This is a genomic window from Bradyrhizobium sp. (assembly GCF_019244115.1).
Taxonomy (GTDB): domain Bacteria; phylum Pseudomonadota; class Alphaproteobacteria; order Rhizobiales; family Xanthobacteraceae; genus Bradyrhizobium.
Genome location: NZ_JAFATE010000741.1, coordinates 1 through 19,384, shown reverse-complemented (window position 1 = coordinate 19,384; position 19,384 = coordinate 1). Strand labels below are relative to the sequence as shown.

At 60.8% G+C, this 19,384-nt stretch carries 18 protein-coding genes and 3 pseudogenes; 8 read left to right on the top strand and 13 right to left on the bottom strand.

Going from position 1 to position 19,384, the window contains the following annotated elements:
• Window positions 1-693: 693 nt before the first annotated feature.
• Window positions 694-959 (bottom strand): annotated as a pseudogene (locus tag JOZ76_RS31925) (DUF2255 family protein); the annotation flags it as partial.
• Between the two features lie 704 nt (window positions 960-1,663).
• On the opposite strand from JOZ76_RS31925, the gene JOZ76_RS31920 reads away from it, so the two are divergent.
• On the top strand, window positions 1,664-2,068 hold the full coding sequence (locus JOZ76_RS31920) for a hypothetical protein (protein WP_291705374.1): 405 nt from the start codon (window positions 1,664-1,666) through the stop codon (window positions 2,066-2,068).
• Window positions 2,069-2,367: 299 nt separating this feature from the next.
• Here JOZ76_RS31920 and JOZ76_RS31915 read toward each other — a convergent pair whose 3' ends face one another.
• Complete coding sequence (locus JOZ76_RS31915) at window positions 2,368-4,176, bottom strand: thiamine pyrophosphate-dependent enzyme (RefSeq protein ID WP_291705373.1); 1,809 nt, start codon at window positions 4,174-4,176, stop codon at window positions 2,368-2,370.
• 353 nt (window positions 4,177-4,529) lie between these two features.
• Entirely contained in the window at window positions 4,530-4,961 is a 432-nt protein-coding gene (locus JOZ76_RS31910) for a PIG-L family deacetylase (protein ID WP_291705372.1), read from the bottom strand.
• A gap of 129 nt (window positions 4,962-5,090) precedes the next feature.
• Here JOZ76_RS31910 and JOZ76_RS31905 point away from each other — a divergent pair, with 129 nt between their 5' ends.
• Complete coding sequence (locus tag JOZ76_RS31905) at window positions 5,091-5,369, top strand: hypothetical protein (RefSeq protein ID WP_291705371.1); 279 nt, start codon at window positions 5,091-5,093, stop codon at window positions 5,367-5,369.
• A gap of 1,036 nt (window positions 5,370-6,405) precedes the next feature.
• On the opposite strand, the gene JOZ76_RS31900 is transcribed toward JOZ76_RS31905, so the two are convergent.
• The 3 genes from JOZ76_RS31900 to JOZ76_RS31890 form a co-directional block, all read right to left on the bottom strand.
• Entirely contained in the window at window positions 6,406-6,813 is a 408-nt protein-coding gene (locus JOZ76_RS31900) for a hypothetical protein (protein WP_291705370.1), read from the bottom strand.
• A gap of 66 nt (window positions 6,814-6,879) precedes the next feature.
• Window positions 6,880-8,586, bottom strand: a complete 1,707-nt coding sequence (locus tag JOZ76_RS31895; protein WP_291705369.1) for a methyl-accepting chemotaxis protein — start codon at window positions 8,584-8,586, stop codon at window positions 6,880-6,882.
• A gap of 52 nt (window positions 8,587-8,638) precedes the next feature.
• Entirely contained in the window at window positions 8,639-9,112 is a 474-nt protein-coding gene (locus JOZ76_RS31890) for a transposase (RefSeq protein WP_291705368.1), read from the bottom strand.
• A gap of 676 nt (window positions 9,113-9,788) precedes the next feature.
• On the opposite strand from JOZ76_RS31890, the gene JOZ76_RS31885 reads away from it, so the two are divergent.
• The 3 genes from JOZ76_RS31885 (at window position 9,789) to JOZ76_RS31875 (ending at window position 11,981) form a co-directional block, all read left to right on the top strand.
• Entirely contained in the window at window positions 9,789-10,166 is a 378-nt protein-coding gene (locus JOZ76_RS31885) for a hypothetical protein (RefSeq protein WP_291705367.1), read from the top strand.
• On the top strand, window positions 10,163-10,858 hold the full coding sequence (locus JOZ76_RS31880; RefSeq protein ID WP_291705366.1) for a hypothetical protein: 696 nt from the start codon (window positions 10,163-10,165) through the stop codon (window positions 10,856-10,858). Before JOZ76_RS31885 ends, JOZ76_RS31880 begins: the two co-directional genes overlap by 4 nt.
• Before the next feature lie 334 nt (window positions 10,859-11,192).
• Window positions 11,193-11,981, top strand: a complete 789-nt coding sequence (locus JOZ76_RS31875) for a hypothetical protein (RefSeq protein WP_291705365.1) — start codon at window positions 11,193-11,195, stop codon at window positions 11,979-11,981.
• Between the two features lie 351 nt (window positions 11,982-12,332).
• Here the strand turns inward: JOZ76_RS31875 and JOZ76_RS31870 are convergent.
• A pseudogene (locus JOZ76_RS31870) lies at window positions 12,333-12,451 on the bottom strand (IS630 family transposase); the annotation flags it as partial.
• A 328-nt stretch (window positions 12,452-12,779) separates the two neighbouring features.
• Here JOZ76_RS31870 and JOZ76_RS31865 point away from each other — a divergent pair.
• On the top strand, window positions 12,780-12,926 hold the full coding sequence (locus JOZ76_RS31865; protein ID WP_291705364.1) for a type IV secretion system DNA-binding domain-containing protein: 147 nt from the start codon (window positions 12,780-12,782) through the stop codon (window positions 12,924-12,926).
• 26 nt (window positions 12,927-12,952) lie between these two features.
• Window positions 12,953-13,309, top strand: a complete 357-nt coding sequence (locus JOZ76_RS31860) for a hypothetical protein (RefSeq protein WP_291705363.1) — start codon at window positions 12,953-12,955, stop codon at window positions 13,307-13,309.
• Between the two features lie 939 nt (window positions 13,310-14,248).
• On the opposite strand, the gene JOZ76_RS31855 is transcribed toward JOZ76_RS31860, so the two are convergent.
• The 4 genes from JOZ76_RS31855 to JOZ76_RS31840 form a co-directional block, all read right to left on the bottom strand.
• Window positions 14,249-14,506, bottom strand: a complete 258-nt coding sequence (locus JOZ76_RS31855) for a sigma factor-like helix-turn-helix DNA-binding protein (protein WP_291705362.1) — start codon at window positions 14,504-14,506, stop codon at window positions 14,249-14,251.
• Window positions 14,507-14,573: 67 nt separating this feature from the next.
• Window positions 14,574-14,990: a sigma-70 family RNA polymerase sigma factor gene (locus JOZ76_RS31850; RefSeq protein WP_291705361.1), complete on the bottom strand. Its 417-nt coding sequence runs from the start codon at window positions 14,988-14,990 to the stop codon at window positions 14,574-14,576.
• A gap of 44 nt (window positions 14,991-15,034) precedes the next feature.
• Complete coding sequence (locus JOZ76_RS31845) at window positions 15,035-15,784, bottom strand: SDR family oxidoreductase (RefSeq protein WP_291705360.1); 750 nt, start codon at window positions 15,782-15,784, stop codon at window positions 15,035-15,037.
• Between the two features lie 196 nt (window positions 15,785-15,980).
• On the bottom strand, window positions 15,981-16,520 hold the full coding sequence (locus tag JOZ76_RS31840; protein ID WP_291705385.1) for an SDR family NAD(P)-dependent oxidoreductase: 540 nt from the start codon (window positions 16,518-16,520) through the stop codon (window positions 15,981-15,983).
• Here JOZ76_RS31840 and JOZ76_RS31835 point away from each other — a divergent pair.
• Window positions 16,416-16,715: a hypothetical protein gene (locus JOZ76_RS31835; RefSeq protein ID WP_291705387.1), complete on the top strand. Its 300-nt coding sequence runs from the start codon at window positions 16,416-16,418 to the stop codon at window positions 16,713-16,715. The genes JOZ76_RS31840 and JOZ76_RS31835 overlap by 105 nt on opposite strands.
• Before the next feature lie 174 nt (window positions 16,716-16,889).
• Here the strand turns inward: JOZ76_RS31835 and JOZ76_RS31830 are convergent, their stop codons facing one another.
• Together JOZ76_RS31830 and JOZ76_RS31825 are read right to left on the bottom strand one after the other, a co-directional pair.
• Complete coding sequence (locus JOZ76_RS31830; RefSeq protein ID WP_291705359.1) at window positions 16,890-17,447, bottom strand: DUF3237 domain-containing protein; 558 nt, start codon at window positions 17,445-17,447, stop codon at window positions 16,890-16,892.
• Window positions 17,448-17,887: 440 nt separating this feature from the next.
• A pseudogene (locus JOZ76_RS31825) lies at window positions 17,888-19,170 on the bottom strand (IS256 family transposase).
• Between the last annotated feature and the right edge of the window lie 214 nt (window positions 19,171-19,384).

The following is a 19,384-nucleotide window of genomic DNA, read 5'->3' as shown; positions in this document are numbered from 1 at the left end:
TGATGCGAGCACTCGACTCCAACCCACGAAGGAACATTTTGTTGGGCTCGAGGTCGACCGGTACGACTGACATTTGCCGATCCGAGCCGCCGCGATGGACCTCCAAGAGAACCGTCTTGCCGACCTTCCCGTGGAATGATCCGATCGACTCAAATGTCGAGCCATCCGCTACTATTAACACCCAGGCGGAGGCCCACTGCTGCGCCGGCGTTCCATCGATGACGGCGTGACCGTGCGACGAGCATTCGCCTCTGCAGACTGCTCTCTTGCCAGTGAGCGCCCGGCTACGCGCTTGGGCAGGCCTCGTCGACCGCGCCGTGGAACTGATCGTGCGGACCCGTTATGTCTGACAGCTTGTGAAGGAATTCGGAGGGACGACGTGCTGATGATGTCCCAGAACGCTCCGAACATTTGCGCGACTGGGCACATGGAAATACGCACATTTCCGACCCGCAGACGTTAGGAATTGGGAGAATGTCATTGCGTCGCCGTGCAGCGTATAGGCTCTGCGCAGCACGCAAGTACGAGGTTAAGCCACGTACGTGTCTGTTATTCAATTTTCTGAACGGATGCTTGCCTTTTTATGGATGGGTCCGTTCGGATCATGTAAGCCTCACGTGGTTTGTTCAGGTCATGGAGGTGGCGCGCCAGCCTCACCAGTTCAGCACTCGCCAACCTATTTGTTACCGGTCCACGGTCATTGATGGCCCCATCGACCGGCTCGAAGACGATGTCCTTTGTCATGCCCGCGGCAGTGATCCGCCCCGCCTTTTGGCCCAGGGCCGCTGATACCAGCGCGACTGTCGGCCGTTATAGGCTCGGACATAAAGATCGCCGTCGACTACGACTGACCAGATCCAGGTCGGCGTGCCATAGGTCTTCCCATCGGGGCGGAACGGTGAGACGTGGCGATCGTCAGTGTCTGCGATTTTGCGAAGCTCGTCATTGGACCATGCCATATTGAAGTATCCTCGTGGCCATCGAATCAGATCACAACCGGCTACTGAGCCAACACGCCTCCATCGAGGGCATGTCCAACCATGAAGCTCGCGCCGGACTGCTGCACGAGGACTCTCTCCGCGGCTGAATGGACCTCGTTAACGTCCGACGGCCGCCCCTGGTTCGGCAAGAGCCTGCGCGGTCGCCAAGCCGATGGCGGTGTCCGCGCCCTTGACGAGAGCGACCTTTCCCTCGAGGCAAGCATTCATGACAACCTCAATCCTCGACCGTGATCGGGAAAGTCGTCGCGTGCACGGCGTCTGGATCAGGGCCGCTACGCACGCCCGTATCCAGCGCGTCGATTGCAGCGACGTCCTCCGCACTCAGCGTGAAGTCGAAAACTTCGAAGTTCTCGGCAAGCGATGCGCTTGTCTTTCACGGCAAGCTGAGCTTCATACGCCTTGCACCGCATCTCGCGCGCGAGCGCTGTTGTTGCTCTCATATGTTCACGAAGATTCGGCCGGCGAAGGGACATGGCCCGCGCTCTGGGCCTTTCGATCACGTTTGAAGCGGCTAGGGATACTTGCGACGACCAAGTCGAATGTCGCCAGCACCTCTTCGGGATATCCAGTGAGCCGGGAGGCAAATCAGTTGCGTGGAACAATGCTCCTTCGAATCGGTTGCTTGCTGAGGTTCAACCACTAAGAAGCATGACGAGATCTGGATGCCGTACTGTCGCAACCGGTGGCTAGTTCTTTGGGGCGTTCCTTGTCTATTTTTTCTCGGCGGCTGCGGCGCCACGACTGATTGCGATTCCGTCGAGACTCGAAACGCCGTGCTCCAAACAATTTCTGACGACCACAACAATGCTCTGGTCAACTACGCCGCCAAAAACTCGACGGTCTCGCAAACCGAAAAGCCAACGAATTTGGAAAGCATAAAACCGGAATATCTTCTCGGCGAAAAGATAGTCACGACTTCAACTAGTAAAGACAAGCGAACGGTCACATGTAGCAGCGCGATATCCGTGACGGTCGGCGACACGAAAGCGTCCAAAGAGGTGAATTTTACCGTCCAACGATCTTCGGACGGCAAGTTATCTGTTTCGGTCATGCCGTTTAAGTTTTGATGGTTCTATTACGCCCCGGGTTAGATTGATCGTGAGCGTGACCGGCATTTTGCTGGACAAGCGCTGTCGGACACTGAAACCTCGCAAAGAAGCTGCCTCGAGCCTTTTCCCGGCGCCTTCTTGGCGTGTGTCCGAACCTGCCGTCGATCTCTCGCCGGCGAGAAGCGTACCTGTCGAGGAGGACCAGCAACTGGACGCTCGCCGGCGTCGGGGCGCTCCTTTCGGAAACCTTCCTGGCCATCCGCCATTTCTTTCCACCTTCCTTGTCGCGTTCAGGCTCGGTTCCTATGCAAACACCGTCAGGCCTTTAACTCTTCCGGCTTGGCCGGCTTCTCCTCGGCGTCGACGATGGCCTCAACCAAAGCGGGCTTTGAGGAGTTCAGCGCGGCGTTGATGGCATCCTTGATCTCATCAGGCTTCTCACAGCGGAACGCGTCGGCTCCGCACGCCTTGGCGAAGCTCACGAAATCGATCGGAGGCAGATTACAGCCAAAGTCCGGATTACCGATCTCCCTTTGCTCGAACATCACCTCAGCAAGGCTGTTGTTCTTGAGCAGGACGATTTTGACAGGAAGCTGCTGTGAGACGGCGGTGGAGAGCTCGGCCATCAGCATGGCGAAGCCTCCATCACCGACCACGGCGACCGACTGCTTACCCGGATAGGCCAATTGGGCCGCGATCGCGAAGGGCAGCCCAGGTGCCATGGTTGCGAGCATACCGGTCCCGGTCAGCCGCTGGTTCTCGCGGAGTTTCAGGCAGCGTGCCGCAAAATGCGTGTTGGCGCCGCAGTCCAGCGAGATCACGGCGTCGTCAGCAACTAGGTCGCTGAGCGTTCGAATGACCATTTGAGGACGCAATGGTGCGCGCGATGTCCTCTCGATTCGGTCAAGCATTCCGTTCCAGTCGAACATGCGCTGCTGCGCCTCATTCAAGAAGGCTCGGTCGCTCTTGCGCTGGATAAGGGGAAGCATGGCAGCAAGAGTCGCCTTAACGTCCGAGACCAGCCCTACTTCAACCGGATATCGCAGGCCGATGCGATCGGCCTTGAGGTCGATCTGGATACCTCGCGCCTGTCCCGGGTGCGGATAATACTCCTCCCAAGGCATGGTCGAGCCCAGGATCAGCACGGTGTCGCAATTCTTCATCGCCCAAGACGACGGCGCTGTGCCGAGGTCCCCGATGCCGCCAGTTGTGAAAGGCGAATCGTCGGCCAGCACGGCCTTGCCGAGCAGTGACTTGGCAACTGGCGCACCGAGGGCATCTGCAAGTTGAGTGACTTCTTGGCGCGCGTGAAGGGCGCCCTGTCCAGCCAGAATCGCAACCTTCTGGCCTGAGTTGAGGATGTCCGCGGCGGCGCGTATCTGATCAACCGGTCCCGCCGAAAGGGGCGTTGTCCATGACGACGAAGTACGGACGCCGGGATTGCGCATCGACTTTTTGTCGGCGGACCGCTTCATCATCTGAACATCTTTCGAGATGGTCAGATGGGCGACGCCGCGATCGCCAAGCGCAGCACGGCAGGCGCGATTGCCGACAATTACCGCATGCTCCGGCCCGGTCACTTCCTCGTTATAGAGCGCAACAGTCTGCATCAGCCGCACGGTGTCGACGCTCTGCTGATAGCGCACCCCTTTGAGATCGTGAAAAGTCAAGCCGGTCAACGCGACCACCGGCGCGCCGTCGAATGCGGCGTCATAGAGGCCATTGAGCAGATGGATCGCACCGGGCCCGGTCGTTCCGACACAGACGCCAAGCCGCCCCGTATGCTTGGCGAAACCGGAAGCCATGAAGGCTGCTGCCTCCTCGTGGCGCACGCCGATATATTTGATGCGGTCAGCGCGCTTCCGCAGCGCTTCAATGATGGAATTGATGCCGTCGCCAACGATACCGAAGGCGTGCGTCGCCCCCCAGGCGATCAGGATCTCAACTAAGATGTCGGCGGTGTTTTGGTCGTCCTCGAAGTCTGGCATGGGCTGCGGCGTTATCGCGGAGGCGGTTTCCGCGGGCTGTGTGGCCGCGCTGGTCCGCGTGGGTGTCCCCGCAACTGCCAGCCCAGCAGCCGCAGCCGAAATGAAGTTTCGCCGATCAAGACCTCTGGACTTTGCCATCTGACAGCTCCTGGAACAGAGTCCGCCCTTTGACGACAAAAACCCGCTTCGGTCGCACAAGTTGCTATTGGCCATTCTATTTTGTCTCATAAGCACCTTCGCATGCTTGCCGCTGCGGGCAGCGAGCGCTTGTACCCAACCAGCGCCGAGGCCGGAGGCAAATCGTACTCTCTTATTGCGAGTCGATCGGCGGCTAGGAACGGTCCGGCAGGCCAGATCAAAGTCACCTGCCAAGAGTCGAGACGCGAACGGTTCTAAACGCGATCATCGAAGCCCTCTCGAGGAACAATCCGTGAATTCAATGTTTGGTTTCAAGGAATACTGACCATGAGCGACAAAACGGACCCGGCCATTTAGAACGACCCAAACGATTGAGTCTCTGGTGATGGGCCGATGGGTTCAAGTTCTTTGAGACCATATTGCGCAGCGAGCTTGGTCAGGGAATCGTCGGTCTGAGCGAGGTCAATCAATAGGCCGAGCGGCTTATCGATCCAAGCGCATGTAGAGGGCAGGGCGAGAGACCGAGCCGGGCAGCTGCCTCGCACCGCGATCAGGCGCTCGTGCGGGTGAGACCGTGAACGACGGGGCGACCCTGCGCCATCAGTCAACAAGACCATGGTCACTGCTTGGCGAGCCTTGGTTGCCAGTGCGATCAAACCACCCATGCCAAGGCTTTCGTGATCGGGATGCGCCATAAAAACGACAAAGGGCGCCCCGCGCGTCACCTGCTGCCAAGGCACGAATGGCATGCGCCTGACTGCTTCGAAAAATTCGCCGGCAGTCACGGGCGCACTCCGAGGGCGAGCGTTCCCTCGAGGACCGCCCGCGCGGCATGGTTCATCGCAAGGTCGGGTACTGGCTGCCGCAGATAGGTTGAGAGGTCTCGGCTAATGCGTTCGATGGGATTTGGACTAATGAACGCCGCCAGCCCTATCCCTCGCTGCATCCGTTCCAACACATCGAGCGCCGCACGCTCCGTTGTTGGTCGACGCAACGCCAATCTCGTCAAGCGGATCGCGCTCGAGAAGGAGACGCTGGCGCCGCTGCCGAGAGGCCGCAGCAGCGACTTCGAGGAGAAGGTGATCTGCGTGACGTCATCGGGCGGCTTCATCCTGCGGCAGGTGGCCGCAAGCCGAATGGCGACGTTGACGCGCGGCCTTGGTGCCAAGGATTCCTTGCCGCCATGCGGCTGAGACTATCGGCCTGGGCGCCGCTGCTCGACATCAGCAACATAAACCACGGCTTGCTCCTGCCCATCCTGCTGCATTGCGTCGACCAGCAAGGGCGTCCACTGCTCGGACACCAGGGCAGGTCGCCAGACCGAGGAATTCCTGCGCAACGCCCATGCCGACATTCCGGACGTCGTCGAGGCCATACGCCAGTACTGGATGCCGACCCGTTACCCTCGCGCGCGCTGATGCTGCAGACGTGGAAGCTCATGCCGGTTACGCTTATTCTAGGCGTCGCAAGCGCCTGTCGGCTTCTTTCCGTGCCCCGCCGCGCGTTGCTCGGAGATCCCCGATCGAGCTGACGTAAATCCGGTCTCGCGATTTCGTGATCATGGGGGAAGAATGCGCCGCCAAGGTAAGGGTCGGCAAGCCGCTAGGGTTTGAGGCTGTGCCTAGAAATTCGCACTAGACGTTATGTCGGGTGGCCGATCGAGGTGAGGCGGCCCCTCCACCCCCCGCGGACTTTGGCGGCGCGTTTGTCACCATAAGAGGAAGAGGCCGGGGCGGCCTCAGTCTTCGCTTGCGAATTCTCGTGCAGCCTATGCCATTCACGCGCGTTCGGCATCCGTCGGTTTGCGACGGGCCGACGGAGGTTTGATCTGGCCCGCAATATGCATGTCATTCCAAGCCACGAAGGCGTGTCGCGCCGCTGTCGGTTGCCGCTATGCCCGGCTGTGGCGTCGATCTTTGTGTCATTTCGTTCGAGTCTCTGAACCCCTGATGCGCGACAACTCCTGGTTTGCTCTCTCGCTTGTTTGGCCTCTCGCCCTACTCGTCGTGCTGCTCCTCATTGCCTATGCCTGACTGGCGAATCCAGACGCCGGATGAACCGTTTCGTAGTGGCTTAAATCTTGGTGCGGGCTTAAACTGGCGAATGGCAAAGAGGCCAACGTATTACATAGCCTGTTTCAAAGCTGATGATAGTCCCCTCCCTTGGGCCTGGGAACTTCGGCGAACCCGCGAGCCGATGGGCGTCAAGGTGAGCGAACGCGGCTACGAGTCAAAAACCGAGGCAGATCACGCTGGGAAGATAGCGCTGGAGCGCTTTTTGGAGGCTCTCGAAAAAGAGAGGAGAGTGAGAGGCTAAGGCAGTTTCAGCTGGCGGTTTTCTGCACTGAGTTAATCTTAGGCCGTGGTGGCTTGTAACAACGTTCGGGCCATTTGCATAACGCTGCACGGCGAAAAAGGCCAAAATATTAAATCGAGCGGGCGTCATGTGAAGTGGATTCGGTTCCGTGGAAATCCAGTACATTCCCTTCGCCAGCCCCGCCAAGATCAGCATGCAGCCAAGTATGTCGGATGGCAGAGTTGGAATGCTGACGCTTTCAGACAGACCGAAATTCAGTCGGGGGGTGGCAAAGGCTACTACCCCCGCGAACATTGGAACGAAACCGACCCACCTCGTCATCTCAGCTATCTCAAATCTGCGTGCCCTCGGACGTTTCCTTCGCATCGGCGGCGCCGTGACGCCCAACTACGCCGCGCGGACCGTATTAAGGAACTTGTCGACCTCGAGTTTCAGCCGGTTGCTGTCGCCGGAGAGTGACTGCGCCGCCGAGAGCACCTGCGAGGAGGCCGAACCGGTTTCGGTCGCGCCCCGCTGCACATCGGTGATGTTGGCCGAGACCTGTTGCGTGCCTTGCGCGGCCTGCTGCACGTTGCGGGAGATTTCCTGTGTCGCTGCTCCCTGCTCTTCCACCGCGGCCGCAATGGTCGAGGAGATTTCCGACAGCTTTTCGATGGTGCCAGAAATTTCCCTGATTGCTCCGACCGATTCCTGGGTCGCCGCCTGGATGCCAGCGATCTGCTGGCCGATCTCGCCGGTAGCTTTCGCCGTCTGCTCGGCAAGCGCCTTGACCTCGGAGGCGACTACGGCAAAGCCGCGACCCGCTTCGCCAGCGCGCGCCGCTTCGATGGTCGCATTCAGTGCCAGCAGGTTGGTCTGGCCGGCGATCGTGTTGATCAGCTCGACCACATCGCCAATACGGCTTGCGGCTTTGGACAGTTCGCTGACGCGATCGTTGGTGCGGCGCGCCTGATCGACCGCTTCGTTTGCCATGCGCGCGGATTCCTGCACTTGCCGGCTGATCTCGTTGACTGACGAGGACAGTTGTTCCGTCGCAGAGGCCACCGACTGCACGTTGGTGGAGGCCTCCTCCGATGCGACTGCGACGGTAGTTGCAAGCGTCTGGCCGTGCGCCGCGGTCGACGTCAGCGTGCTCGCGGAGGCTTCGAGCTCGGTAGAGGCGGACGAGACGGTGTCGATGATCTCGCCCACAGCGCGCTCAAAGCGGTCGGCAAGCTGCAGCATGTCGGCTCGGCGCTGCGCGGCGGCGCGCTTCTCCGTCTCCTTCTGCTCGGCCTCCATGCGGATCTTGGCCAAGCCGTTTTCCTTGAAGACGACCGCCGCCTGGGCAACGTCTCCCACCTCGTCTGCGCGGTCGGCACTGTGAACCTCGACATCGTAGTTGCCCATGGCCAGCCGCTGCAGCAGGTCGACGATCGACCGGATCGGCTTGGCCACCCCGAACTGCCCGATGATGAAGCCAAGCACGCCGCCGAAAATGACCCCGGATATGGCCACGATCAGCAACAATCGTGAGGTCGCTTCGTACTGCTCGCGAGCTTCCTTGCTCTTTTCCTCGACCCTGGCATCCAGGCGATCAGCCACGGCGCGGATCGTAGCCTGCAGATTCTCCGCCGCCGCACGGCTCTTCATGACAATCTCGCGCAACTTCTCGGCGCTCTCGGTCAACTTTGAAGATTTCTCTGCATCGATCGCCGCAAGGGTCGCGCCCATCTGAGCCTTGTAGGCGGCAAACGCCTCGCTCGCATGGGGAAGCAGAGCTTGGGCCATCTCGTCCGGTGTCTTGCTGACCTCTTCGAAGCGCTCCTGATACTGCTTGAGCTGGATCTCGATCACCTCGCGTGCGGCCAGGCGATTCTCGTCGCGTGGATCGAGGGCGCTGCGAAACTCTGCGCGGTTCAAAGCAAGGACGTTCTGATTGGCGCGCGCTGCCAAAAGTGCGCGGTCGGCTGCCGCAGCCATGGCGTCGGCCTTCGCGCTCAGATCGCCGAGCGCCGAAATGCCGAGATAGGCCATGATCCCAGCGACGCAGCTCAACAGAAAGACGATCGCGAGAATTTTGGTCAGAATACGAAAGCGACCAAGGAATCGCATTGCCAACTCCGAAGATGACGGTTTGAAAACGAGAGCAACGATCCGCGTCATGCTACTGAGATTTGCTTCGAATCACTCTACGCACTACTAACGTTACCGCCCGTAGAACTACGGCGATCACGTGCAAAGCGATTGCCGTCTCCGCGGCCTGGAAGTTCGCATATCCAGAAGACTGGGAATGAGGATGCTCAGCCACTGCAGGCTCCGCATTCGCGGGCTTCGACGAACTCGGCCTAGCTCGCGCGCACAAGAGGACGTTCTTGACAGATCCGAAGATGAAGCCGACCTCATTGGCCTTACACCAACTCATCAGCGCATCGCGTGCAAAACGCCCAGTCGGCGCACAGAAGGAGACGCGTGTGCGGCCGCGCTGTCGGATCTGTGCCACAATCCGGGCAATCTCCTCGATTGGATCCTCTCCGGCATCGATGTCGATAGGCCGCGGCTTCGCCGCCAGCAGATGATGGCCACAGAAAAATGTGTGGTAGCAGATAAGCGTGAAATAACCGCCTTTGCTGCTGCCCATGTCGCAGATCGTCGGTCGTGTCGAGATCGAGGATGCTCTCCCCTTGGCTCCGTCCGGTGCGCCTCCAGGAACAACGTGACGAACGGCGTTCCCGATGGCTGCTGGATGGTGCGCGATCTTGTGACATCCCGATTTAGTTAGCTCGAGACGGGTTAGAGGTGCCCGTCATCGAATCGCAATTCGCTCGCCTTGGTTGCAGCTGCCCGCCAGCACGGCCATCACCGGATCGTACCGCAGTTTCGTCGTAATCGTTGATGTCCTCGTAACCGAGCGCAATCCCGAACACGCGCTGCCTTACGGGCGTCGGCACAAGCTGCTCGAAAAAGCACACAACTGGGAAGCGCTATAGGAGCACTCGTCTCCGGCAGAACTACTACGATCTCTCGTTTTGAGCGCCAGCCCTGCATGTTGAAATAGAAACGACATCGGAGGGCTGGGGCGCGACGAACCGATGCGGACGAGTGCTGCAGCAGTTCCACCGCGCCGGGCAAAAGCCTGATTGTCGTTTCGATCTGGGACACTTTCACAATGTGACTCAAGGTAGGGCACGCGCGTCAAGTTTTTTTACGATCCAGCACGCGGTTGGGCCATGTGGATGACAAGACTATTTCTGAATATCTCCGCCGACGCCGAGCTGATGGTCGGCGCATGACCTGGGAACGCGAAGGAGAGTCGGATGAGTCGCCTCATCACCAGCGGCACAGTGCTGGCCCTAGCACCTACACTGTTCGGCGTTGCAACGTTGAGCACACCAGCATCTGCCGCACACTTGGGGGCGATGCCGGCGCTGCCGATGATCGCGCCTCATGTGGCAATGATGCCGCAAGCACCGGTTGCGATCGCAGCAAGGCCGGTGGCGATGCCGGCAGTGGTCAACAACGCCGGCGCCCCGGCACCCGCGGCGTCCAGCCACGCACCGAGCGGGCTCGCAGCGGCACGGGTTATCGACAGAACGGCCGGCGCCAATTTGAAGGCGGCGCAAGCCGTCGACAAGACTGACGACGTCAAGCTGAAGGCTGCGCAAGCGTCGACAAGACCGATGACGCCGCCGTGAAGGCCGCGCTGGCCGCGGAGATAAAGGCCGCAGCCAACCTGAAGGCTGCGCAGGCCGCCGAAAAGAAGACCCCGAGTGCGGCGAACATGGCCGCAGTGAAGGCCGCGACCGCTGCCGACAACGCCGCGGAGGCCAAGTTGAAGGCGGCGCTGGCTGCCGACAAGACCGCCGACGCCAACGTGAAGGCGGCACAGGCGGCCGATAGGAAAGCGGACGCCGCGGTGAGGGCGGCGCAGATGACTGACGGCAAAGCCGATGTTGCGGCGGCGGTGGCCAAGAACCCTAACGCGACGAACACGGCAGCAAAGACCTCTGATACCGGACAGGCCGCGGAAGCCAAGCTGAAAGCGGCGCAAGCCGCCGACAAGACTGACGACGTCAAGCTGAAGGCTGCGCAAGCCGTCGACAAGACCGATGACGCCGCCGTGAAGGCCGCGCTGGCCGCGGAGATAAAGGCCGCAGCCAACCTGAAGGCTGCGCTGGCTGCCGAAAAGAAGAACCCGACTGCGGCGAACATGGCGGCGGTGAAGGCTGCGACCACTGCCGCCGACAAGGCCACGGATGCCACGCTGAAGGCGGCGCTGGCCGCTGACAAGACCGCCGACGCCAACGTGAGGGCGGCACGGGCGGCCGACGGCACGGCGGACAACGAACTCGCGATGGCACAGGAGGCCGCCAAGGCCGCGCAATAGGGTACCAGCGATTTAGCGTCATCGTCGCCAAACGGTCGGCTCTTACGGGCAGAGCCGACCGCTGGCTGCGTTGGTCTTCCCTGCAAGTTTTCGACTGCCTGTAAAAGCCCACGCCGTTTCTCCGTCGGCTCGGCGTCGATCTCTAGTCTGACGCGACTGAAAATATGGCGCAGGGCTGGCCGTAACCTCAGGGGGGACACGAATGAGATGCTGTCTTGGTGAGCGCGCTGCTGGCGATTCCCGCCACGCGGTCTGCGCCCGCTCTGGAGGCATGATCGGCGAGGCTCGCGGGCACGGCACCCCGCAGCACCCGCGGAACACGTCGGATCCGCGTTTGCCGGCTTCGGCCAGCTTCCGCCACATTGCGCAAGCCGCTTGCTTCGCGCTCGCTCTGATGGCGGAGTCGGCCGCAACGGCGCTGCCGGCCGGAGCGGACGAGCAATCACAAGCAGACCTCAGTCGATTCACGATCCGCGAGACCGTGAACTCCCTGCCCGCAGCGCCCGTCGTCACTGGCGCGGCGGCGGCGAGCCGCGCCAATCTCTCGGAAACGGAAATCGACTACCGAGTAACCGACTGGTATCAGCTCGCACTCGCGGCTTCGGCGTCGTTGTCGGGAGGCGCGGATGGTTCGCCTGCTTGGAACGGCATTCGGTTGAGCAACACTGTCCTGATGCCGGACGCAGGCGCGCGCACCGTATTTTTCGGACTGACGGCTCACCTGGCCTACACGGCGCCCGGAGCCGAGTTTCCACCCCTTGCCATGACCAATACGAGATTTGCAGTCGGCCTCGCGCCGATCGTGGGCTTCAACTACCAGGCCTATCAGTTGATTCTGAGTCCGACGGTCGTAACCGGGATAGGCGCAAACACCATCACCAGCCTGGCGGCAGCGGCGCGCTTGACGCGCAGCTTCGGCGGGGGATTCGACGTCGGCGTCGAATACTCCGGCGTCCCCGGGCAGATCGGAAACTTCGGGCCGCTCAATCAGCAATCACACATCGTCTATGCCATCACTGACTTCAAGGTCGCCGATTCGGTTGTCAATCTCGGGCTCGGCTACGGACTGACGGCGGCATCCCGCGGTATCGCGGCGAAGATCGCAATAAGCCACGGATTCTAGCGGAAGTATTGACTTTGGCTCCTGGCGCAGGATTTAAAAGTCGAATCGGACGTGATGTGGATGACGATTCTTGTGCTGGAACGCGAGGCTGTTATGCGACTTCTGGCTGCGATTGCGGTGACGGTATCGCCCGAGCGTCGAGCAGTGTTTGAAGAGGTTCGCTCCATTAACACGGCACCGGAGGACCCTTCTCTCCCGGGGTGGTAGCAGAAGTTTGACAAAAGGAAGTCGTCCATCAAACACTCGGCTCGCGAGCACACTGTCTCTATGATCGAATGAATCCGCCATTGAGTCATTGCTAAGCGAGATTTCGCTCAAGAATTTTCGTTGGACGCCAACTAGTACCCGGAATCATAGCCGAGTGATACGCTGGTCTTTGAAGCGGCGTTGACGGACTTTTTTCTTGGCCAGACGAAGGGCTCAGCTCGGAGGTTATATGCTTCGACGTAGGCATCGATATGCTGCTCGAGCCAGACGAAGCGCCCCAGCAGAGAAGGATTCAGCCGGACGAGTAGAGCCCAGCTAACACGTAGATGTTTGCACGATCGCCCGCTGATGTCGGGAACGTCGGGCTCGTGTCCTCTCGTATTGCACAAGCTGAGCGGAGTTCACCGCATTTTGCCAGCATGGGTGGATTGGTCAGCCTGCCCGCGGGGATGATTGCGCGGGGCGTTGGTTTCCAGTGTGATGTAACGGTCGCTTTCTGTTCGAGCAGGCGGATGTAGTTGATGATTCCCACAGCTGCGGCCGATCCAGCAGTCATTCATCGAGCTGAGCCGCTCCAACAGTATCGCCGTCGTGATCGGAGGGCAGGATGCAGCCCAAATCCGGGCGGACTACCGCGGCCAGGACCAGGCAAAGTCCTGGTTCGGAACGACCGGTACCAAGATCATTACCGCATCAACACCAGCGTTGCGCCCGAGGCCGACGATATCAGCCGTCTGATCAGGTAGCAGGAGGTTCAGCGCCGCATGCAGAGTTCAACGCGCGCTGGCGACAAAGTCAGCATCACTAAAAGGATCCAGCGCGGCGTGGTCACCGCGTCCGAGCTGGCCTCCAGCCTTGGCCCGACCAAAGGCCGCGCCAGGGTGCTCTTCATCGGTCTTCCCCTGGTCGCAGGTCGATCACCCCTGCTCCTGCTGTTCGCTCAGGAGCATTTGTCGAGCCGGGTCAGGCGCTCGGCCTCGACCTCGTTCTGCAGCTTAGTTGAGCGCGATCTCGCTCTGGTGGCCCAGTTCCCGGGTAACCAGCTCGCTCGCACGGTGGCGGATGCCAAGGGCGATATAGTCGCCGGCGATGTTGAGGATACAACTTCATTTGGCGCATGAGGTCTCGGAAGCCGCGGAGATCTGCCATTTCGGCTGCATCCACGGGCGCGACGATGAAGCGAAACTGATGGCGATCTTCTCGGCCGCGCTCCATCAAGGCCTTGCCGTCGGCCTGGGTCTCGAGAGCCGAATAGGCCTTGCCCCGTCCACCGTACCGGGCGACCCCGTCCCGTTCGAAAGAGCGGGCATCCGAGGCCCTGCTTCATCGTCCCGCGCATCTTCCGAGCTCGCCCGCCCCGCTGCTGCGGATTAAGCCGAACGACATTCGCCTTGACCACCACGCGCCGCGCGCTGAAAGACCTACGGAATCTCTCTGCCACCCACCGCCCTGCCGCGAAAGCGAGGTGACGACCTTCGCCCGGCGGCGCGCATTGAACCGGCCCGTCCTGCCTCCTTCCGGGCCGCCGCCCAATCGCGCTCCCGCGCCTATCCGCCGGGGATCGCACCCGCCTTGCGGACCGGCATCTGGGCTTGCTTGAGGAACGGCTGCATCCGCGGATTGATGCGTGCCCCCCTTGCGGGACCGGCAAGGTCTGACCTGGAAATTTTCCCCCTCCGTTACGCGACGATTGACATTGGAAAGAGCCGACACAAGAGCTGCCGAGCATCGATCGCATCAAATCGCACTGGCGCGCACATGACTGCCGATGAGATGCCGACCCCAACGGCGGCACCGAGCACAAGCGGGCTCGCGACGGCCGGATGTATGGGCATTCCCGATCGAAATCACCGTTATCGCGGCGGCCGAGGGTCGGTCTACGCCAGACACTCCGTCAGCGATGCGATGATCAAGACCACCTACGAGGACCACCTACAAAGCTTCCCAATCAAGAAGACGAAGAGATATCCCAATAACAATGAATACGTGCCCAACAACGATAAGATTACGTCGCTCAAAGGATCAGCGGAAACCCGAACGCACTGAAGAGGCGCGGCCCGTCAGGCCGGTAAAACAAAGTGAGCCTGGAGATTACATCGTGTTCCAACGTGAGCACCTGGATCGAATGTGCCACCCACGGTGAGGTCGCGTCCTGACGCATCCGGCTTCGGCGCGACCTGCGGCCGGCCGTCGGGATAACGTTTACTCAACGTCTCGCGCGCCCGCTGCAACGCGCTGTTGATCGAGGCCGTCGAGCCACCAAGCAGGGTTGCCGCTTCATTCGATGTCCAGCCAAGCACATCGCACAGCAGCAGCACCGCGCGCTGACGCGGCGGCAGTCCCTGAATGGTTGCAACAAAGGCAAGCTTTACCGCCTCGCGCGAGCTATACCGCGCCTCCGGCGTCGGCGCGTCGTCGACAATGCCTTCGAGATGAGAGTCCGGGTAAGGCTCTAGCCACACCACGTCTGCGGCAGGCCGGCCGTTCGGCAACTCCGCGGACGCGGGGAATTGCTGGTCGGGCAGCAGCCGCGGCGAGCTTGCGACTCTCGAGCGCATTGAGGCAGGAATTGGTGGCGATCTTATAGAGCCAAGCCCGAAAATTTCCGCCGTCAAAGCTCTCAAAGCTGCGCCACGCCCGCAAAAAGGTTTCCTGCACAAGATCTTCCGCGTCGTGCAGCGAGCCGAGAATGCGGTAGCAATGCACCTTGATCTCGCGGCGGAGCGGTTCGGCGAGCCGTTCAAACGCCTGGCTTGAACGGTCCAACGATTTGCCTTCGCGAGGTGGCTCCGCCGCTGTCATGACAACCCGTATTTTGGACTTCCAATCGTCTTGTTCAAGGCCAATTAGGCCGCTACCGCCTGAAGATCCGTTCCCGTGACCACGAACACGCTTTCCTTCGGCCGGTTTGGCCTGGTTGCGAGGTCAATGACAGCCGCTGCCACATCAGACGAGGTCGGCGGCGCCGCTATGCTCTTGATGAAGTCGGAGGTGGAAATGCCGAGATAGCGGGAATAGCCGGCTATTGCGTGCTGGCCGAGATCAGTGTCCGGCATCATGCGCGGCGCGAGCGCGAGGAAGCGCAGGTCCAGCCCCAGGCGGTCGGATTCCTTCTGGCTGTAATTGGCCATGAAGAGCTGGGTGCGTTTCGCTCCGGCATAGCCGCCGGAGTTCGGCGAGCCCGCCAGTGCCGCGCCGGATGAGATCAGCACCACCGTACTGCCTGGGGCCAGCGGCGTCGACAGCGCGGCCCTGAGAAAGTGAAACGCGATCTTGACGCCGCTCTCCCAATTGACCGCGAACTGTTGCCAGCTCTGCTCATGAAGCCGCGCGGCGGGGGGAAACGCGCCAGCGGCGATCACAAGGACGTCGGGCTTGAACACGCTGAACACGCTTGCGGGAGCGGCTTCGTCAGTCGCATCAAGTGCCTTGATTTCGATGCCCGGAATATTCTCGGCCAATTGCGTCAGCCCTGCCTGATCGCGCGCGACCGCAAGCACGCGTGCACCATTGAGGATGCCGGCCTCCACAATTTTTCGCCCGACGCCGCGGCTGCCGCCGACCACGGCCATAGTCTTGCCTGTCAAAGAATGCATGTTGTCCTCCTGTGTTGGTGTGAGCCAAGGATCCAGCCCTCATGAGTGAAACCGGGGAGAGGTCGGCAATTCACCGGTGCATAGGCGCGATTTTTGTCGGTGAGCGGAGTTTCTTCGTGGAAATGATACCAACTAATTTGCGCTCCCTCCCCCTTGCGGCTTCTTGGCGGAGGGTGGTGCTGTGAGACTGACGCTGTCAGCTCGCGACCGGCGGCACGAAGGCGGCGAATTCCTTCTCCAACCCCTTGGTGATGCCGGCGCGCCAGCCTTCGGCAGCAGAAAGCGAAGCGGGATCGGGGAAGATGTCCTCCTCGCCTTTCTCCAACCCGTCGAAGATGCCTTGCGCGGCGACTGCCACCGGGGCCTTTGGAATTTCAAGGCCGCGGTTCATGTCGGTGTCGATGGGGCCTAAGAAAACGCCGTGGACCGTCACGCCCTGGCCTTTAAGGAGCGCTCGCATCGATTGCGTCATATTGGAGGAGGCCGCTTTCGAAATCGAGTAAGCGGGGATCATGGGCAGCGAAGCAATCGCGGCCAGTGAGAGGTTGTTGACGATGGCGCCTTCGGCGCGGGCAAGCTGCGGCAGGAACGCACGCGTCACCTTGAGCGTTCCGAACAGGTTCACAGCCAGATGCTGCTCGATAATTTCGGGATCGCCGAGATCGTCGTAGATCGCGATGCCGGCATTGTTGATGAGGACGTCGAGGCTTCGGATCGCGCCGGCTGCGCGCGCAATCTGTCGCGCATCGGTGACATCAAGCACCAGCGGCGTCACACGCTTGTCGGGATGCTGGAACTGGCCGCGCGCAGCCGCTTAAACCTGGCTTGCTCCACGCCGAACCGCGTCATCAACGAGCGCCCTCCCGATGCGGTGGTTAGCGCCAGTGATCAAAACACTCTTATTTGCGATATTCATAGCGGTCTCCTCTGAGTTTTCGTCGCCCGGCGAAATGCCGGTCTCATCCCGTGAAACCGGCCGGGCATCGGAAATTCATCGGTGTCGCATTACAAGAATCAAAAGGAGACCCCGCTGATCGGACTCATGGACACGAAGCGAGCTGAGATCGCGATGACTGGTAGGAGGGGCGAGGTCTGGCATGGTTACTCACAGAACCTCGTAGATGTCATACGTTGGACCTGCAGGTAGCCGGTGACCCGTGCCGACAGCCAACGTTCGATTCAGCCAAGCATATTTCTGCGAGCCGGTCTCAAACCGGGGCGCGATGCGGAAATAGTACTCCGATGGGTCGACAGCGTCGCCGCGGGCCAGCCGATCCATCACCTCAGCAGGGCCGTGGCGATAGCCGCTGTAGTTCATCAATATCAAATGACCATCGACCGTTTCGAGAGTCGCACGGACGTCGGGAATCAGCACCGAGTCACCTCGGCCCAGCATATAGTCCGTTCCTCCGGCCAACAGGCGGCCGCGGAGCTTCGGTCCCTCGAATCGGCCTCCGAGGATTGGAAAAATCCGCCGCATCCCCCACGGCGTAGTACCGATCTCGGTTGGGGCAGCAACGGTACCATTCAAGGTAAACAAGAGGTCCAATCGAATTTGGCCGCAGCACGCGAGAAGGAGAGAGCGCCGACCATTCCGAGAGGAGCGCCAGCCACCGCCAAGACGACCAATTTGGGCTGTGCCCCTTCCGCGACCTCCGCTCATGCGGACACAGCGTCACTCTGCAACGAGAACCGAAAGCGATGACCTCTTGACCGGGCGGGCGTTACTCACACAAAATGTCCGGACGCTCCGGTTGATAAAATATTTCAGGGTGCAACTACAGTTTACGGGAGCGACATTTGCCGCGTCGTGCACTAAGTGATGGTGCTGTCTCACAAGCGGTCCACGCCGGCGAATATCGGTCACGCTTGAAAAATAGTCATGTCGGGCGTTGGGGGACCGAACGGGAAAGCTGGCCAAGTGGCAAAAACTGAAGCTGAAAAAGGCCGAAAAGAAAGAGTTCAAACGATTCGCGAAGGCTGCCCGCAAAGTGGGACTGCTCGTGACTAGAGCCTCCTACATTCGCTATTTCAGCGACTCCTCCAAGCACTAGCAATAATGGGGCAAGAGCTATCGCCAAATTTTGGTGACGGCCGGGCCGGTCAGGCGGCGGCGGTTATGGGCTGACGGTCAGTCGGCTTGGCGATGACCTCGATCCCGTCGTTGAATGTCACACCGAGAACGAGTTTTGGCAACTGGTTGTGTCCGTCGAGCCGTCGCCAGCTTTTCTGTGCGCCCTCGAGCAGTTTGAAGACCATTGCGAGCGCGGTCCTGTTGGACAGGCAGCCCTTCGATCGGATCGTGCGGTGGCGCACGGTGGCGAAGGTGCTTTCAATGGGATTGGTCGTCCCAGGTGTTTCCAATGCTCGGCCGGACAGTCGTAGAACGCCAGTAGCGCGTCTCGATCCTGGCTCAGGCAGTCCGCCGCCTTCGCGTATTTCAGCGCGTAGCTCTCCACGAACGCGTCGAACGCCAGTTCGGCGGCGGCCTTGGTTTCAGCCATCCAGATCTCCTGCAACGCGCGTTTGGCTTTGGGCTGCTGGCTCTTCGGCAATTTGGCGAGCACGTTCGCGCTCTTGTGCACCCAGCAACGCTGCTCGCGCGTTTTCGGCCAGACCTCGCCGGCGGCCTTCCAGAACCCGAGCGCGCCGTCAGCGATGGTAAGCCGCGGCGACGCCTCGAGCCCGCGCCGCTTCAGATCGAGCAGCAGATCGCGCCAGTCGTGCGCGCTCTCACGGGCGCCGATCGGTGAAGCCGACCAGTTCCTTGCGGCCCTCCGGCGTCGCGCCGATCAGCACCAGGATGCACTGCTTCTCGTCTTCGAGGCGCGCCTGGAGATGGATGCCATCGGCCCAGATGTAGACGTAACGCGTGGCCGACAGATCGCGCTTCTGCCACGCGGTGTGTTCGTCGAGCCAACCGTCCGTCAGGCGGCCGATGGCGGATGCCGACAACCCGGCGGCATCCTTGCCGAGCAGCGCCGCCAGAGCCTCGGAGAAGTCGCCGGTGGAGATCCCCTTCAGGTAAAGGATCGGAAGCAACGTCTCGATCGATTTCGAGCGGCGCATGTAGGGCGGCAGGATCGACGAGAGAACCGGATGCGCTCGGGATCGGCGGCGTCCGCCTCGCGATCGCGAACACGCGGCTGGCGGACGGCGACCAGACCGATGCCGGTCATCACCTCGCGCTCCGGCAGGTGACCGTGGCGGACGACGCGCTCGTGGCCGTCCGCGGTCTTCAAATCGGCATGCTTGCCGAAAAAGTCTGCGACCTCGGCCTCGACCGCCTGGGCCAGCAGAGCACGCGCCCCATTGCGCAAGATTTCCGTGAGTTGGTCGTCGACGTTTCCTGGCTGAATCAGCTTGATGATGTTATCCTTGGACACGGCATATCGCTCCTTCGGTGGAGAAGTGGAGGCGTCAAGCACCCCCACGATATGCCGCCTTCCCGATTCCCGCCGTCACCAACTTTCAGCGATAGCTCGGCTCGAAGCTGCCGGATTGGCTACTTCGGAGCCATCGGGGACCCGCTATTCGCTTTCCCACTAGTGTTGTGACTCTAACGCTTGTTTCGCTCTGGCGACTGTTTCGAGGATTTGG

Excerpts from the sequence above, each read along its gene's own strand:
- JOZ76_RS31920 (WP_291705374.1), top strand. The coding sequence starts at position 1,664 with ATGCCGTACTGTCGCAACCGGTGGCTAGTTCTTTGGGGCGTTCCTTGT.
- JOZ76_RS31915 (WP_291705373.1), bottom strand. The coding sequence starts at position 4,176 with ATGGCAAAGTCCAGAGGTCTTGATCGGCGAAACTTCATTTCGGCTGCG.
- JOZ76_RS31905 (WP_291705371.1), top strand. The coding sequence starts at position 5,091 with ATGAACGCCGCCAGCCCTATCCCTCGCTGCATCCGTTCCAACACATCG.
- JOZ76_RS31900 (WP_291705370.1), bottom strand. The coding sequence starts at position 6,813 with ATGACGAGGTGGGTCGGTTTCGTTCCAATGTTCGCGGGGGTAGTAGCC.
- JOZ76_RS31895 (WP_291705369.1), bottom strand. The coding sequence starts at position 8,586 with ATGCGATTCCTTGGTCGCTTTCGTATTCTGACCAAAATTCTCGCGATC.
- JOZ76_RS31890 (WP_291705368.1), bottom strand. The coding sequence starts at position 9,112 with ATGGGCAGCAGCAAAGGCGGTTATTTCACGCTTATCTGCTACCACACA.
- JOZ76_RS31885 (WP_291705367.1), top strand. The coding sequence starts at position 9,789 with ATGAGTCGCCTCATCACCAGCGGCACAGTGCTGGCCCTAGCACCTACA.
- JOZ76_RS31860 (WP_291705363.1), top strand. The coding sequence starts at position 12,953 with ATGCAGAGTTCAACGCGCGCTGGCGACAAAGTCAGCATCACTAAAAGG.
- JOZ76_RS31850 (WP_291705361.1), bottom strand. The coding sequence starts at position 14,990 with ATGACAGCGGCGGAGCCACCTCGCGAAGGCAAATCGTTGGACCGTTCA.
- JOZ76_RS31845 (WP_291705360.1), bottom strand. The coding sequence starts at position 15,784 with ATGCATTCTTTGACAGGCAAGACTATGGCCGTGGTCGGCGGCAGCCGC.
- JOZ76_RS31835 (WP_291705387.1), top strand. The coding sequence starts at position 16,416 with ATGCTGCTCGATAATTTCGGGATCGCCGAGATCGTCGTAGATCGCGAT.
- JOZ76_RS31830 (WP_291705359.1), bottom strand. The coding sequence starts at position 17,447 with ATGAGCGGAGGTCGCGGAAGGGGCACAGCCCAAATTGGTCGTCTTGGC.